Annotated in this window: 12 protein-coding genes; 1 reads left to right on the top strand and 11 read right to left on the bottom strand. The window is 57.9% G+C overall.

Annotated features, from left to right (window positions below):
* Positions 1 to 39 precede the first annotated feature (39 nt).
* From ACZCED_RS02145 to ACZCED_RS02130, 4 genes are all read right to left on the bottom strand, one after another.
* On the bottom strand, positions 40 to 471 hold the full coding sequence (locus ACZCED_RS02145) for an ankyrin repeat domain-containing protein (RefSeq protein WP_464860121.1): 432 nt from the start codon (positions 469 to 471) through the stop codon (positions 40 to 42).
* A 292-nt stretch (positions 472 to 763) separates the two neighbouring features.
* Positions 764 to 1,654, bottom strand: a complete 891-nt coding sequence (locus tag ACZCED_RS02140) for a GGDEF domain-containing protein (protein WP_464860120.1) — start codon at positions 1,652 to 1,654, stop codon at positions 764 to 766.
* Between the two features lie 517 nt (positions 1,655 to 2,171).
* Entirely contained in the window at positions 2,172 to 2,375 is a 204-nt protein-coding gene (locus ACZCED_RS02135; RefSeq protein ID WP_464860119.1) for a hypothetical protein, read from the bottom strand.
* A 1,611-nt stretch (positions 2,376 to 3,986) separates the two neighbouring features.
* A complete protein-coding gene (locus ACZCED_RS02130; protein ID WP_464860118.1) occupies positions 3,987 to 4,217 on the bottom strand; it encodes an N-formylglutamate amidohydrolase in 231 nt (76 codons plus the stop codon).
* Between the two features lie 426 nt (positions 4,218 to 4,643).
* Between ACZCED_RS02130 and ACZCED_RS02125 the strand changes: the two genes are divergently transcribed.
* A complete protein-coding gene (locus ACZCED_RS02125) occupies positions 4,644 to 4,973 on the top strand; it encodes a PilZ domain-containing protein (protein ID WP_464860117.1) in 330 nt (109 codons plus the stop codon).
* Positions 4,974 to 5,538: 565 nt separating this feature from the next.
* On the opposite strand, the gene ACZCED_RS02120 is transcribed toward ACZCED_RS02125, so the two are convergent.
* From ACZCED_RS02120 to ACZCED_RS02090, 7 genes are all read right to left on the bottom strand, one after another.
* Entirely contained in the window at positions 5,539 to 6,555 is a 1,017-nt protein-coding gene (locus ACZCED_RS02120) for a polysaccharide biosynthesis/export family protein (protein WP_464860116.1), read from the bottom strand.
* 85 nt (positions 6,556 to 6,640) lie between these two features.
* A complete protein-coding gene (locus ACZCED_RS02115; RefSeq protein WP_464860115.1) occupies positions 6,641 to 7,438 on the bottom strand; it encodes a hypothetical protein in 798 nt (265 codons plus the stop codon).
* Between the two features lie 262 nt (positions 7,439 to 7,700).
* Positions 7,701 to 9,056, bottom strand: coding sequence for a J domain-containing protein (locus tag ACZCED_RS02110; RefSeq protein ID WP_464860114.1), 1,356 nt, complete (start codon positions 9,054 to 9,056; stop codon positions 7,701 to 7,703).
* Between the two features lie 46 nt (positions 9,057 to 9,102).
* Positions 9,103 to 11,412, bottom strand: a complete 2,310-nt coding sequence (locus ACZCED_RS02105) for a GumC family protein (protein WP_464860113.1) — start codon at positions 11,410 to 11,412, stop codon at positions 9,103 to 9,105.
* 231 nt (positions 11,413 to 11,643) lie between these two features.
* Positions 11,644 to 12,906 carry a hypothetical protein gene (locus ACZCED_RS02100; RefSeq protein WP_464860112.1) on the bottom strand — a complete coding sequence of 421 codons (1,263 nt, stop codon included), beginning with the start codon at positions 12,904 to 12,906 and terminating at the stop codon, positions 11,644 to 11,646.
* Positions 12,888 to 13,688 (bottom strand): tyrosine-protein phosphatase, encoded by an 801-nt coding sequence (locus tag ACZCED_RS02095; protein WP_464860111.1) that lies wholly within the window; start codon positions 13,686 to 13,688, stop codon positions 12,888 to 12,890. Before ACZCED_RS02095 ends, ACZCED_RS02100 begins: the two co-directional genes overlap by 19 nt.
* A gap of 30 nt (positions 13,689 to 13,718) precedes the next feature.
* A partial coding sequence (locus ACZCED_RS02090; RefSeq protein WP_464860110.1) for an O-antigen ligase family protein occupies positions 13,719 to 14,841 on the bottom strand: 1,123 nt, incomplete at its 5' end.

Below are 14,841 nucleotides of genomic sequence, written 5' to 3'. Positions count from 1 at the left end.
CTTTAAAAATGAACGGACATGCTGTGAGGGACGCAATCGTTAATACAGCGGTTTGGCGCCATGGGCGTCAAGCAAATCCAGCATCTCTTTGAATTGGAATTTTTTGGCATACTCATAGGCATTGTACCCCTGATTGTTGACGATATCGGGATCGGCGCCGTGTTCCAGCAGGACCTTGGCGATATTGATGTGGTTGTAATAGGCCGCGTAAAGCAGCGCAGTCTGGCCCTCGCCGTTCTTGAGGTTCACATCGGCCCCCTTGTCGATAAGGTATTTGGCCATGGGAAAGTGGCCGTAGTAGGCCGCATAAATCAGTGTTGTAAAACCGTTGCGGTCAGGCTCATCGATATCCACGCCCTTGGACAGGTAGTCGTTAACCGCGCTGATATTCTGATCGATAGCGGCCGTGTGGATGCTTTTGACGCAACCGCACAGGAAAAGGATGGTCAATATGATTGCAATTGGTTTCATCTTTTTCTTTGCTTAACGTTCTGGATGGTTAAACTGCACCTTGGTTGCTTCTTCGGAAAAAAGCCTGCCAATCCGGTCACATCTTCAGGTCCACATCACTGCCGCTGTTTTTTCTGTTGATGGAAACGTGGCGTCAGCCAGGGAAGAATCAGGAAAACCAATAGCAAAACCGCTGTGTTTTAGCAAATATCAACGCCGAATCGTCGATCAATTGCTGGTCGAACCCCTGCTGTTTGGCGGCGGGCATTAACTCGTTGCAGCGTCGTCGACGGTGGGTGAAGCGGTGGACTGATTATTCGGAGATACTGACTTTATTGCGACCGGATCGTTTCGACATGTACAGCGCGTCGTCCGCCCGCTTGAATAGGGACGTCATGCTGTCTTCGGCTTTCAGGTTGCTGATGCCGATGCAGATGGTCGGTCGGAGCGATATGCCGTCCTTCTTGTAGGCATGGTTTTCGACACGCATGCGGAGCGCTTCCGCTGCCTGACGCGCCTCTTCGGCTTGAACATTGGGCATGAAGGCCATGAATTCATCGCCGCCAAAACGACTGGCCAAACCTTTTTTCTCAAAAGCCGCCTTGATCAGGGACCCGGTTTCCGCAATGGCGTATGCACCGAATGAATGGCCATAGGTATCGTTGATCTGCTTGAGCCCATCCATGTCCATCATGATCATCGCCAACCCCTTGCCCTGCCTTTTGGCCACGGCAATGTAGCGATTCAGTTCTTCATCGAAGCGGCGTTTGACGATCAAACCGGTCAATTCATCGATATTTACCAGGTTGTCAATTTCGGTCTGATATCGCAGATCAAACGCGTCGGACCAGCCAAACCGCAGTATGGTCTCGCCGATCAGGATCTTGTCCGAATCATTGAGAATGGCTTCGGATATGCGGGCCCCGTTTATGAGAGTCCCGTTGGAGCTGCCGAGATCCTGAATACGATATCCGTTGCGGTCGGGATCGAAATCAATGGCGATGTGGAGCCGCGACACATGCTTGTCGCGCAGCATAATGGTCGCCTCGGGCGATCGTCCCAGGGTGATGCGATCGTCGGCAAGCATGATCCGGCGGCCGACCTGGCCGCCACCCAGATAGGTCAGGCTGGGAACCTTCTTTTCGAAATCCTTATCGCTGTATGTGTTCACCCTGCCGATGATGGTATCAATGTATTCGGACATTACCGCCCCCTTTCAACCGATATCGGTGTTTTTCCGGTCGCATCGACACGCAGTTCCGATATCGATAAATATGCGAAGGGGATGATACCGTGTCAATCAAGTAGGCACAGGGACAGAAAAGTCCGTGGGACGCGTCAGGCAATGCGCTGCAGCGTATTGTACCAGAGGACCGACGCCTCAAGGCCGGTTTGGGATGGTTTTATGCACGCTCCCGCAGCCGTTGCATTACAAAAAAAAACAACTGCCGGGTGTTCCTATGAATGGCGGTGTGGGTTTCGCCGGCAGAAAGTTGAAAACCGTCATCAGGGCAGGCATGATTGGTTTACATCATCCTTGCTGTTAAATGCTCGGGTGGCGTCGCACCAATCTGCTTTCTATGGGATTGAAGGGAGGGCGAGGCCCGATTGCGGACCCCATCATTTTTTGGGGAACAGGTGCGAGGCAGGCCTACCGGGGTGTGCTTCCTGTTCCGTGAGAACGTCGGTGAATGGATCGGCCGGTGCCTGCGGCGAAAGAATCACATGGTCATCTGCTGGATCTGGGCCACCAGATGATCCTTGCTTTGCCTGACGTCCTCCAGGGCTTCTTCGGGCCCAACCCGGTCGATCTTGAAGTTCATGTACTCCGTGACGATTGCATGAGCCCTGCCTCCCGGGATCATCAGACCATCTTCGTTCAGTATCGTCATGATCTTAATCATGGCCTTGGATTTATCCATCATGATCGCTTTCTCCGGCCTCCGATCCGCACGGGGATACCGGCAAGGAGGAAGATTAAAGTGGATGGGGCTGTAATTAGTGCCGTTATGATACAAGATGTTGTTATCTGTCAAGCAGCTTTTTCTACATATAGTGACAGCTCCCATGAATTTTTACAGGCCCATATCGGCTTGGTCGAGGGTGGGGAACATGGGCCCAACGCAACGATAGGGATTAATCGTCATGACCATGATTATTGAACCCGCCTCTGCAACCCGACGTGTTGGCCATGTTCACGGACCGGGCAGCTTGAGGTCTTTGAAGTGTCGGCAACTTTCCCTCGCAACGGACGCCCTTAGCTGTGACCATCTGTATACAAATCGTTTATATAAATGGCCACAAAACCATGCCTGAAAAACCCACGTGCCGAAACAAACCCCGTACATTGGGGAAATTGAGACCGATGGCACGGCGTATGCTTTGAATTTTCCAAAAGAAGGCAAGCCACCATTTTAACTGATTGGCACCGGCGCCACCCGGCAACGGACATCCGGGACTATCGGCACCAATTGAGTTGATAAGACGCCAACGTTCCCTTCGTCTGGACAAGGCCTATTGGTGGACGTTGCTCAGGTTTTTAACCAGGATGTGGGAACCATCGCAAATGCTTTTATCCATTCTTGACAGTTTTCCTTGGTATTATTTGCATCTAAAAACACGAGGACACATCCTGTTCCGTCGACATTTCGCAAATACGGTTTTCGAAATTCGCGTGTTTTCTCGTGTTATATATTTGATTTTATAGTTGGCCTCGCTGGTAACCATGCAGAATATTTTTTTTCTATGTATGAGGGCTTTGATTAATGGAATCGCAAGGTCCATCTTTGGTTTGTCTTTGGCTTCACGCCAATTATCACCACGCATCTGCCATACTTGGTTGAATAGTTGAACCTTAATTTGTCGCGAAGCCTTAGCAACAGCATCGTTGAGTTCATCTTGAGATCCCTTAGGAAGGTCTGTTCCTGGATTTAGCTGACGGTAAAGGAGAAAGCTCGAAATCATATCGAAATCTCAGTTTGGAAGCAGACGAACGATTATTTCTATTCCCTGGGTTAACACCAGAGGATTCAGTCGTTTACCCCCTGCGCGAACCTACCGGGGAAACGATGTTAATTAAAGGTTCGCGAATGGTGCCCTATTGGTAGGCTATTCCGGTGGCAGGTTCACCAGACAAAAATGAACCGGACCGCTATAAAACGGTCCGGCTTGGCAAGGAGGAGAATGATGAAAGGTAAATGGGCTTATTGGTCCGTACCCCTCTACCAATTCAAACCTACCACCAGAACGTTGCAAGAACATTACCCGAAGATTACCGGATGGTAATCTGGATATCCCTTGATAAAATATCGTCAGTCCTTATTTTTGAACTACGCCGGAGCACCTGCAATGGACACCCGATGTCCAGTTGGTCACAACCAGTGATCAATCCCTCGCAACACCCATCTGCTCCGGTTTCTCTTTTTAAAACCAAGCATTATCTGAGGTGCGGTAAGTCAACACTGTGTATCTTTCCGATGATCCTTCCCACCTGTGTTTTGCACTGTTCGTACTGTGCAGATTGCTCCCCGCTACCTTCATCCATATATGAGCTCACCTTCTGTTGCCTCTGTCAGCCTTTTATGGTTCGGTTTGTAGAGCCGTTGGATCAATACATCCCTTTCTTCAAGTGACGGATTGTTCCGCAAGGGGGCTCCACCGGATGTGCGTTCGTAGATGACACCCATACCGCATCTCGCCATTGTTTCCAGTGCATCGTCGAGGAATCTTTCAGGGTCCATGACCATTCTGGATACCGGAAATGTCACAACCGAATCGTCGGTTCCTTCAAAGTGGGGCAAGTGGATGGAGTGGACAGAAAATAGCGGGTTCTAAAAAAAATAACCCCTCGTTAAAACGAAGGGTTATCTATGTTCTGAGGATGAGGGCTATTTAATTATAATTCCATATCCATGGTTTAGTTACATATTTAAAATTTTTGAAAAAATTATACCCCCATAGTTACCCCCATTTTTTATGCTGCGGATAGCTCATGTGGCTGATTTGATCGGCATGGCCTGACAATTAACGACTAACTGATTGATTAAAATCACATCTGCGTATACATATAATATTTTGTCTCTACTGGTCGTTCCTGTTCGGATGGCCCTAGCTAAGCGGTAAACCATCAGTCAGACCCAACGATTGAGCCATTGAAGACCCAATTAACACTATCATCGATTTGGACGTGACCAATGGAAATAGTAACCACCGAAAGAAGAGAGCATAAACGTTACACCTACAAGCCGGAATCCTATCCAACTTTAGATTGCCAGACAACACGCTACCGGGTTGTCAACATTTCAGAAGGTGGACTAAAAATCGAAGTTCTCAGCGATCCTGACCGAGCGGCGGTGTCAACGTCGGTCTTGAATGGACACCTCTTCTTTTCAAATGGTAATCAAGTCCCCGTATCCGGCAGGATAGTGTGGATCATGGGCAACGAAATCGGCATTAAACTAAATCAGCCGATCAGCCAGAAGCTGATCAGTGAAGAAATGGAAAACTTTCAACCAACCGAGTGAAACCCGCATTTCGATAACAGTTTTCCATAATCCGCGTTGCACCGAAAACTTTTCAAATGGCAAAACCGTTAGCCGGTCCGGATCACAGGCAAGCTAATCGGCTTCGCTGCCAATCCTGCTTCGAATCCTACCCGCAGCGCCCCACAGCATGATGTCCTATCGGGTGCAAAAAAAAAGGGCAAAACCCGCTGAGAGATCTTGCCCGTAAAAAAGTGGAACCGGTTTGCGGTTTTCATGTCCCCAGGGGGAGACGGGAAAACCACGTTCGTTAAGGAGAATTAGGTTGCCTTCGCTTCCCACTGAGAAAGCAAAGTCAATACCACACTTATAAAAATAATTTTCATTTATTTTTCATACAGTTGTGATTTTTCGAATCAGGCGGGCGTCAATACGGACAAAAATTTTCCCTTCGACGGATCCGGAGAGTACCTTATTTTCCCAATTGCATAATTCGGATGTAACCAAAAAAGCTAACCATCGCCGAAATGGCGGACGAGCTAGTTCGACCTTTCCGGGTCGCTGTAACCGAATCGGGCCACGCCGGGTATCTGCGCTGCCCCGGGGGTTATCGCACTTCCGGATCCTGGTAGCCGAACCCGGCCACGCCGGGTATGCCGATACTCCAGCGGAACCCGTGCACCATCTTGCCCATACTGCTGGCCTTGACCAAAAGGACATCCCGGTCGAGGATCAGGGTTTCCTGCACTTCAGGTTCTTTCAACTCCAGTTCCAGCACCTTGCGTTCGCCTTCTCCCAGGTGGCGGACAAGTAGGATCTTGTCGTCGGCATAGGGACGCAGTCCGCCGGCCAGGGCCAGGGCTTCAAAAAGTTTGGTGCTCCGGCTGATCGGGTAGGAACCGGGTTTACGCACCGCGCCGTCGACGAAAAAGACACCGGATTCAGGCACGAAGACCACATCGCCGCCGTTGATCTCGATGTTCAATTCACTGTGACCGTCGCGGATCATTTTGTCCAGGTCCACCAGGATGGTGTTGGGCACCTCTCCGGCCGAGCCCGTGCGCCGCACCTGGGCGGTTCGTCCGGCCTGCTCGGTCAGGCCGCCGCCGAGGGCCATGACATCCATCAGCCGCATCTTGGAGAGGTAGTCAAAGGTGCCGGGGTTCTTGAACTGTCCCATGAGAGTGACGCGCTGGCTGAAATGCTCCTTGACGAAAATACTCACGTGGGGGTCCTGGAGATACTTCTGCTTGTAAGCCGTCTCGATCTGAATCTCGGCTTCCCGGGCAGTCAATCCCTTGACATCCATCTGACCGAGCAGCGGCAGGGTCACGAAACCACGTGAGCTCACGCGCACCGTGGTGTTGAGCTTGTCGCTCTCATACACCGTGACCTGCATGAGATCCCCGGCGCCCAGCACATACTCGCTCGGATCGGGATTGATCTGCGCGGCGGAAAAAAGCTGCTCGTTGAATTCATCGGTCTCATGGCTGCGCAGGCTGCTCACCGAGTAAGAATCCACCGGAAGCGACTGGTAGCTCTGGCCCCTGGTGCAGCCCAGGAACGCGGCACACAAGGCCACCAAAACCAGCCAGCAGGTCGGGACTTTCCTTACAGATACCATAGGAACATGACTCCAGTAATGCTGAAAGTGAGGCTGCATGCCGCGGCAGAAACCCAGGTCCTTGGCTCCTGCCGCCGAATGCGATTTATGGGCTGGCCGGGCTGGCCGGTGCGGGATCGTCGGAACCGCTGCCGCTTAAAGCGAGCGCCCCTGCGGCCAATGCCGCCAGCAGACCGCCGGTGACAAAATAGGTTGCCGGAATCTTGTCATCATCATCATCCTGGGGCTGACCCTTGCCCTGGGGCTGACCTTCATCCTGGGGCTGACCTTTGGCCTGGGACTGACCCTGATTGTCAGGCGCTGGTTGATAGCCGGATTCCGCGGGCTTGATCAGTCCGGCCTGTGCAAGGGTGATCTGCTTGCCCGTGGCGATCATTTTTTCACCGTCGGGGGTGGAGACGATCAGGGAGCCGCCTTCCAGCACGCCCATACTGGTGCCGCTGGCGGACACATCCACGAACCCCTTGAGCATCGCCGATCCGGCCGCCGCTTGGATGATCATCTGCTGGGTGTTGATGATCCCCGCAGGCGTTTCGAACACCAGGGTGCCGGTCTGACTGTTGGCGGCAAAATAGAGTGCCCCTTTTTCGATCTTGAACTGAGTGGCACCGCTGCCCTCCTGAACCGAAAACAGGCTGCCGTCTTCGGCGACTACAAACAGATCGGCCATGCGCAGACCGCAATTGCCTTCGGCGCCGAGCATCGCCCCCATCGGCAGGGGTGATTCCTCTTGCAGCACCTGGACCAGTTGGTCGTTGCGGTAAACCTTGATTTTGCCGGAGGGGATGATCCGCGCAATCGGGTAGGCCTGGGCCATTCCGGCCAGCAGGAAGGCAAAGGCAAAGATCCACGTCAGGGTTTTGAATTTCGGATTACGATGCATATTTACCTCTCTCCTTGTTGTCTGTAGTGACCAAAAGATTTGTTTGTTTTGGGATCATTTTCAATGCATATCGGTATGGTGCGCCGCAGCGGCGGTCCAGGCGAGTTGCAGCCAGTCATAGACCAATTCTCCTTTCTTTTCAAGGTGCTATAATTATAAAAGCAATTTGCCTCAGCGCGGCTGCCTGGGGCATTTTACTGGCAGCATTCGGCACCGCCCACCATGGCCGGACCCATGACGCAAACCGTCATGCCCACCCCGGCTAATTGTGAACGTACTCCAGGTTGCTGACCTTGAACGCCTCGCCCTGCTGGGCAAGGTCCATGAAAACGGTTCCCGAACTGGTGCCGGACTGGCCGTTTTTCAATTCGTAATGTGCCTGGAACAGGCCATCCACATGCACCCTGCCGGTTTGGGGGTGGGTGGTGAAGGCCTGGATGCGAATGGCGTAATCCACAGTTTTTAGTTTGCTGAAAGTTTCCCGGTACACCGGCCGCATCTCCTGAAAGGGCCGTCCCTGTTCGGTGGCGTCCCGGGAAAAAAAGGTGAAAAAGTTCTCCAGGTTTTTGGACGCGTACACCTCGCAGTACGTGTCGAGAAATACGCGCAGGCGCTGCTCTAACGGCATCACCGAGGCTTCGACGGCTGCCGCGGGCGCCGCCGGTGTTTTGGCGGCGGCTCGGACTTCGGGTGGCGCTGACGACCTTGGCGGTGCCGAGGCGGTGCGCCTTTTGTCGGCAGGTGGTCGCGGCGGCGGTTCCGGGGCGGCGGCCGCTCGTAGAATGATCAACTCAGGGACCGGTGTCGGTTCCATCAACGGCACCAGGTGTTGCGCCGCGGAAACGATTGACGGCCCCGGCGATTGCTGGGCGTTAGCCGGAGCTGCCGGCTGGCTTACCCGGTCGGTTCGCGCAGGGGAAGCTGGTGCCGGGGGCGGGGTGCCGGTGTCCGCCGACACCCTTGTGGGTGCGGCCGGCTCCGGGCCGCTGAAAAAAGAGGTTTCGTTGTAAAACAGATCGAAGATGAACGTTGCGGTCACCAGCACGGCCACCAGCACGCCGATCATGCCGAACGATCGCCCATAGGCGGTCGGCTGTCGCGGGCGGTTTTCCTGCGGTTCGATCCACTTGACGCTGTCCTGGTGCTCATCGTCGTAGCGGCGCCGCAGGCTTGGGTCGCTCAAGTGGCGATAGGCGGTCTGCAGGTCGAGAAATGCATCGCTGTTTAGGGGCTGCCTATCCGGGTGGACGACCTTGGCCTTTTCGCGGAACGCGTGCTTGATGGCTTTTTCATCGGCGTCGGCGGGCACCCCCAGGATGGCGTAATAATCCGCGTCCGCCTCGACGCCCGTGATGAGCCGCAAGGCCCGCGCGATACTCAGCACGCGACGGCGGATGGTCGCCGCATCGAACCTGCACTGGTTGCACAGGGCCAGAAAATTGATCTCGAAGGCCCGGCTGGGCGGTGACGCGAGTTTTTTGCACATGCGCACGAAATCGGCATCCCCGGCCACCGTGTTGATAATGGTGGGCGTGTCGGCGGTCTGCTGCACCGCCGTGCAGAAGCGCAGCAGTAAGCGATTCTCGTCATGCATGCGATCGTCGCCGGGCATGGTCATAGCCGGTTTCCTTCAGCAACCTGGCGATCACACCGGACCCGCGGTTTCATGAAGGCAGCGCTTGGGTGTTCTTGCGCTTCGTGTCGCCCGCTTCGGCGTAGTTGGTATACGTGTAGTATTTGTAATAGGATTGATAGCCGTAGCGCTTGGTCAGGTCGACCTTGTTGATGATGCAGCCCAAAATGGTGCTGCGGACATTGGTCATGCTCTTTTTGAAATGGCGCAGCTCCTCCCGGGTGGTCTGGCCCACGCTGCTGACCAGCACCACGCCGCCCAGGTGGCGCGACAGCACCAGGGTGTCGGCGAAGCCCTGCATGGGCGGGCCGTCGACGATGACCCGGTCGTAGCGGACTTCCAGTTCCCTGATCAGTTCGCCGAAACGCTTGGACACCAGCAGTTCCACCGGGTTGGGTGGAATGGGGCCGGCGGGGATGAAGGAGAGGTTCTGGTGGCCGTTCTGGCGCACCAGGCCCGGGTCGCTGTTGTTGGCCAGGAACCGGGACAGCCCGGGCCCGTTGCTGGCGCCCCCGGGGTTGAAAATTTTGTGAACGCGCGGCCGGCGAAGGTCGCCGTCCACCAGCACCACCTTCTCCCCGGCCATGGCGAAGGTTTGGGCCAGGTTGGCCGCCAGGGTGGTCTTGCCCTCCTCGGGACGCATGCTGGTGATCACGAAGCTCTTGGACTTGTCGGAGGCACCCGACAGCTGCAGGGAGACGCTGGTGGTGCGCAGGGCCTCGCAAAACGGTGCCCGGGGATCCGTTTCCAGGGCCTTGTCCAGGCTGCCGTTAGCTTTTTTCACCAGGGGCAGTACCCCCAGCAGGGGGATACGGAATCGGTCGGTGATTTCGTCCGGGTTGGCGATATGATCGGTGAAGTACTCCAGAAAGTAGGCCAGGCCCAAGCCCGTGAACAACCCCAGCACCACCGCCAGCATCAGGTTGCGCCGCACATTGGGTTTGGCCGGGAAGATGGGCAGGCTGGCTTCGTCCACGATGTGTATGTTGCTCGACGAGATGCCCGCCATGGACTCGATCTCCCGCGAGCGTTCCAGCAGGCTCTGGTAGATCTGCTTGTTGGTCTCCACTTCGCGGGACATGATCTTGTACTGCGTGGTCCGTTCGTTCAGGTCCATGGCCAGGCGCATCTGCTGGGCCACGCGCTGCTCCAGGGCGTTTTTCTTGCCCAAAGCGGCCTCGTACTGGTTGCGCACGGTGGCAAAAAGCTTGTTTTCCTCTTCGGCAATCCGTTCGCTAATGCTTTCCATGCGCTCCAGCAGCGCGCGCACCTCCGGGAAATCGTCCTGGAAGATGACGTGCTGATTTTCGTATTCCGCATGCAGTCGGGCGTATTCCGCCTTGAGTTCGCCGATCATCGGGCTGGCCATCACCTCGGGCAGGGTGGAGGGGCCTTCTTTGCGGGCCTGGTCGAAGTTCGCCCGCCGGTTGATCAGTTCGGCCTCGGCCGCGGAGAGGGCCGCGTTGAGGTCCTCCAGCTGCCGGTAGACGCTGTTGTGCTTGGTGTCCAGCGAGACGATGCCGGCCTGCTGGGCGAATTGGTTGAGCTTCTCTTCGGCCTTTTCCAGGTTGATCTTGGAGCGGTCGATCTGCTTCATCAAAAAGTTGCGCGCCAGGTCCGAGGCCTCCATTTTCTTTTCCATGTTCCACTGTACGAACTCGTCGGCCATGCTGTTGGCCACATCGCGGGACAGCCGCCGGTCCGGGGAGATGAACGACACCCCGATCAGCATGCCGGTGCGGCTGGGATCCACGCTCAACCCGCTGCCCAGAAACCCCAGCACGCTCTCCTGCTTCATCGTCTGATCGTCAATCGCCGCGCCCGTGGCCCGACCGCGGCGGTCGGCGGGGATGAACGACAGCACCAGTTCGCGCAGCATGCCCTTGATCTGCGCCAGCAGCCCCGGCTCGTCGTCGCCGAACAGCGCCTCGACCACCACCGGGTGGTCCTGCAGCTGCAGCCGCTCGGCCACGCGCGCCAGCAACTGGCGGCTTTCGAGCAGCTGTACCTGGGTATCGTAAAACTCCCCCGCGCGCGGATCCGAACTGTCCACGGCCTCGAACTTGGTCACGTTCTGGTTCTGGGGCACCACCTCCAGGGTGGATGCGGCCCGGTAGAGCTTGGGCTGGGACAGGGTCAGAAACAGCGTGGTGACAAAGACCAGCAGCAGCGTACTGATGATCAGCCACTTGCGCCGCAGCACCACGTCCAGGTAATCGCGCAGGTGAACCTCTTCCGCATCCCATTCCGGCATGGCGTCGCGAATGTCGGTGGACGGTAAGTTCATGGACCCGGCCCCGGAAGGGGCTGGATAATGGTCGTCGATGGGTTTCGGTTGCATGGCGTTACCCTCTGTGCAGTTGAAGAAGTGGAAAAATCGGTTTGACGGCGTTTGACGGGAAAGTGATTTCACCGTCACGGTGGAACGATCGGCGACACGTCGATATGGCTTGTTTATCGTCATCCCCGCGAAGGCGGCGGGCCAGGATTGTCAGCGGTTGAAACATGGTGGTAAGGCTTAATCGCGTGTGCATGCCTGCGCGGGATGGCATGACCGGCGCGTTCGGGATGCTCAGGCGCCCGGGGGGGCGCCGTCGGTGTAGCCGGTTGCCGCGGTCGAACCGGCGGCCGTCTGCTGCAGCTCGAAATCGTCCAGCCACAGGCGGCCGCGGATCTTGTTGTCGAACCGGCCGCTTGGCCGACGGCGAAGCCGCACCACCACCGCCCGGCAATCGGCCGGCGGGGTGAAGGCGATGTCGGCGCGCTGCCATTCCGTCGCCCCCTGCAGCGCCGGGCTGCGCACGCCAAGGCCCCCGGCATCGTAACCGGTGACCTCGACATACGGGAATTGATCCGTGGTCAGTCCCTTGTCACGCCACCAGAAGGAGAGCCGGCAGGGCGCTTGCGGCGTCACCGCCACCACCTGGTAAAGATGGTGGAATGCCAGGTTTTCCCTCCCGTCGAAGTCCACCTGCAGCGCGCTGCCACCCCGGCGGCCGCCTTGGGAGTCGCGGCCAACGGTCCAGTGCCCGTTGCGGTCGCTGCCGATGCGCCAGTCAAAACCCTTGCCAGTGATCTCGGATTCGAACCCGCCGTTGGTCATGCCGTCGATGCCGGTGTGGTTTCGCCATTCGGCCGCGGCCGATAGAATGTCTTTTTGCGAAACCAGAAAGTGCACGTAATCGCCAAGCATGGCGTCGTCCGCGCGTCGGCTGGCTGTCAGTGCCTGCCAGGCCGCCCCAGCGGCATCGGTGCGCTGCCAGCGGATGGCCCAGTCCAGGTAGGCCGGCTGGTTGTCGGGCTGCAGGATGGCCAGGGCCGACCCCGGGCTGCCCTGGCAGTGGGTGTCCAGCAGGTTGAAGGCGTCGTTGAGCTTGGTGCGTCGCGCCACCAGGTAATTGATGTTGGCACTGAAGATCGCGTCCAACGCCAGGCCGTGGGCCAGCAGGGTGTGCGGCCACTTCCAGCGCAGCACCGGACCGATATAGGCATCGCAAAAGGCCGCGATGCGCGCCGCGTCCTCCAGGTTGCCTGCCGCGGCCGTCAAGTCGGCCAAGCGCAGCCAGGCATCCATGTGCAGGGCATCGCGAGCCGTGGTGCGGCGGTAAAGATCGATCGCCGACGCCGTGTCCATGCGGCGCTCGGCCTGCCGGCCGTGGGCATAGAGGATTCCCGGGTGGCGCTGCAGCCGCTGCGCCTCGTCGTCCGTGAATGCATAATCCTTGAAATAGAGGTGGCGCTGCTCGCGGCAAAAGGGCAGCAGCCAGGCAGACAGGCCCACCAGGCATAGGGCAAACAGGATGGACAGGGCTCGCTTCATCTCAACCCCAGGCATCTTCCCCACCAGGACCGCTTTTTGCGGATTCGCGGCGGAACGATCGTGCCGTCCGGCACCTGCATGGGCAGGCCGTTCACGGCCTGAAGCGGGTTTTTCAGGATGATGCGTTCCAGGTTTTCGGTGCCCACCAGGTCGGCCAGCTGACCGGCGACTTCGACCGCCAGGCCGGGGTGGCGATGCACGGGATCGTGGCTGTCCGTGGCCATGCAGTGGATCAGGCCCCGACGGGCCATGTGGCGCACCAGGCCCTTCGCCGTCCGGCCGTGGTGCCCGGCCAGACTGCTCCAGTTGACCTGCAGGCGGGCGCCGCTGGCTGCCATCTCATCCAGCAGGCTGGGCTTCTCCTGGAGGTGGACGCTGCGTTCGGGGTGGGCGAACACCACGGTGATGCCCATGTTGCCCAGGTCGTACACCATGTTCTGCCAACCCAGGGGCATGCGCAGAAAAGGCGTTTCGACCAGCAGGTGATCCTTGCCGGCCAGCGGGATCGCCGCTCCATCGGTGACGTGGGCGGGCAGCCGTGCATCCATCTCCACCTCCATGCCCGGCAGCACCCGGATGGTGATGGCATGGGCCTGCAGCGCACGGTTGAGCCGATCGACCGCCCGGGCCACCAGCCCGGCAAACCGGGGGGATAGATCAGCGGACAGGGCATGCGGGGTGGCCACCACCATCTCGAAGCCGGCCGCCACGTAGCCGCGCGCCAGGGCGAGACTGGCCGACAGGTCAACGGCGCCGTCGTCGATGCCGGGCAGGATGTGGGAGTGCAGGTCAATCATGACGGATTCGTAAAATACCCCATATCTTTGTTACGCGTCATCGTGCACCAGCGCCCGCACCATGGCCAGCAGCATGACGAAATACATGGCGTTGGCCGGGATCTGCAGGTTGAAGTCCATCAGGCTGTGGAACCCCATTGCGCAAAGCCCGCTGTAGGCGCCGGCCGCTATGAAGAAGCGCTGGGGATCGACCGCCGGGTCCATGCGGCGGATGCGCCGGAAATGATGCACCATGAACACGGCAAAGGCGCCGCCCAGGCTGATCAGACCGGCCCAGCCGGCTTCGGCCAGCAGCTGCAGCACGTCGTTGTGCAGGTAGTAGGGCATGGTGGCGTCGGACACGGCCGAGACATGGTAGACCGGGAAAACGGTCTTGAAGGCCGCCAGGCCGATGCCCAGCGGGTGGTCGGCGATCATGGCCAGGCTGTCGCGCCAGAAATCCAGGCGGGAGTCCCCCTGTTCCAGGGCCAGGAAACGCTCCACAATGGGGCCGAACCCGATGCGCAGACCGTAGAACAGGGTCAACCCCAGGAAAAGCCCCAGGGCCACGCGCACCCCTAAGGGGAGGTTGCGCCCCCCGCCGCGCACCAGCAGACCGAAGACGCCCATCCCCAGCATCGCGCCGGTGATACCGCCGCGGGACTTGGAAAAGAGCAGGGCCAACGCGATGATCACCAGGCCCAGGATCATCAGCATGTGCTGGTGCAGCCGCTCGGAGTGGATCAGCACGATCAGCCGTGGACGGCCGCCCCAGGCCACCCGGGAGAGACCGAAACCCAGCAGCAGCGGCAGCAGCATTTCCAGGAAACCGGCAAAATGGTTGCGGTTGATAAACGTGCCGCGGGCATCGCCCATGCCGGCTTTCAGGTAGGTGACCCACAACACGCCGAGGTTGGGCAGCAGGGCCTGCAGAATGCCGTAGAACGCCTCCAGCACGGCCAGGCCGAAGAGCACCCACAGGGTCGCCCGCAGGAAGGCGTGGTCGGCGAACTGTGCGCGCATCACGCAAAACAGCAGCACCAGGCCCAGCAGCATGCGGTAGATCACGAAGGGCAGCAGGCCCACCCGTTTCAGCAGCGCCAGGAAGGCGGCGATGCAGAGCCAGCCGGACAACGCCGCGAACGCCATCGCGAGCGTGAACTGCAGCCAGTCG

The sequence above is a fragment of the Desulfosarcina sp. genome, from assembly GCF_055467485.1.
Note: the sequence above shows the minus strand (reverse complement) of the source record. Positions and strands in the feature narration are given on the sequence as shown.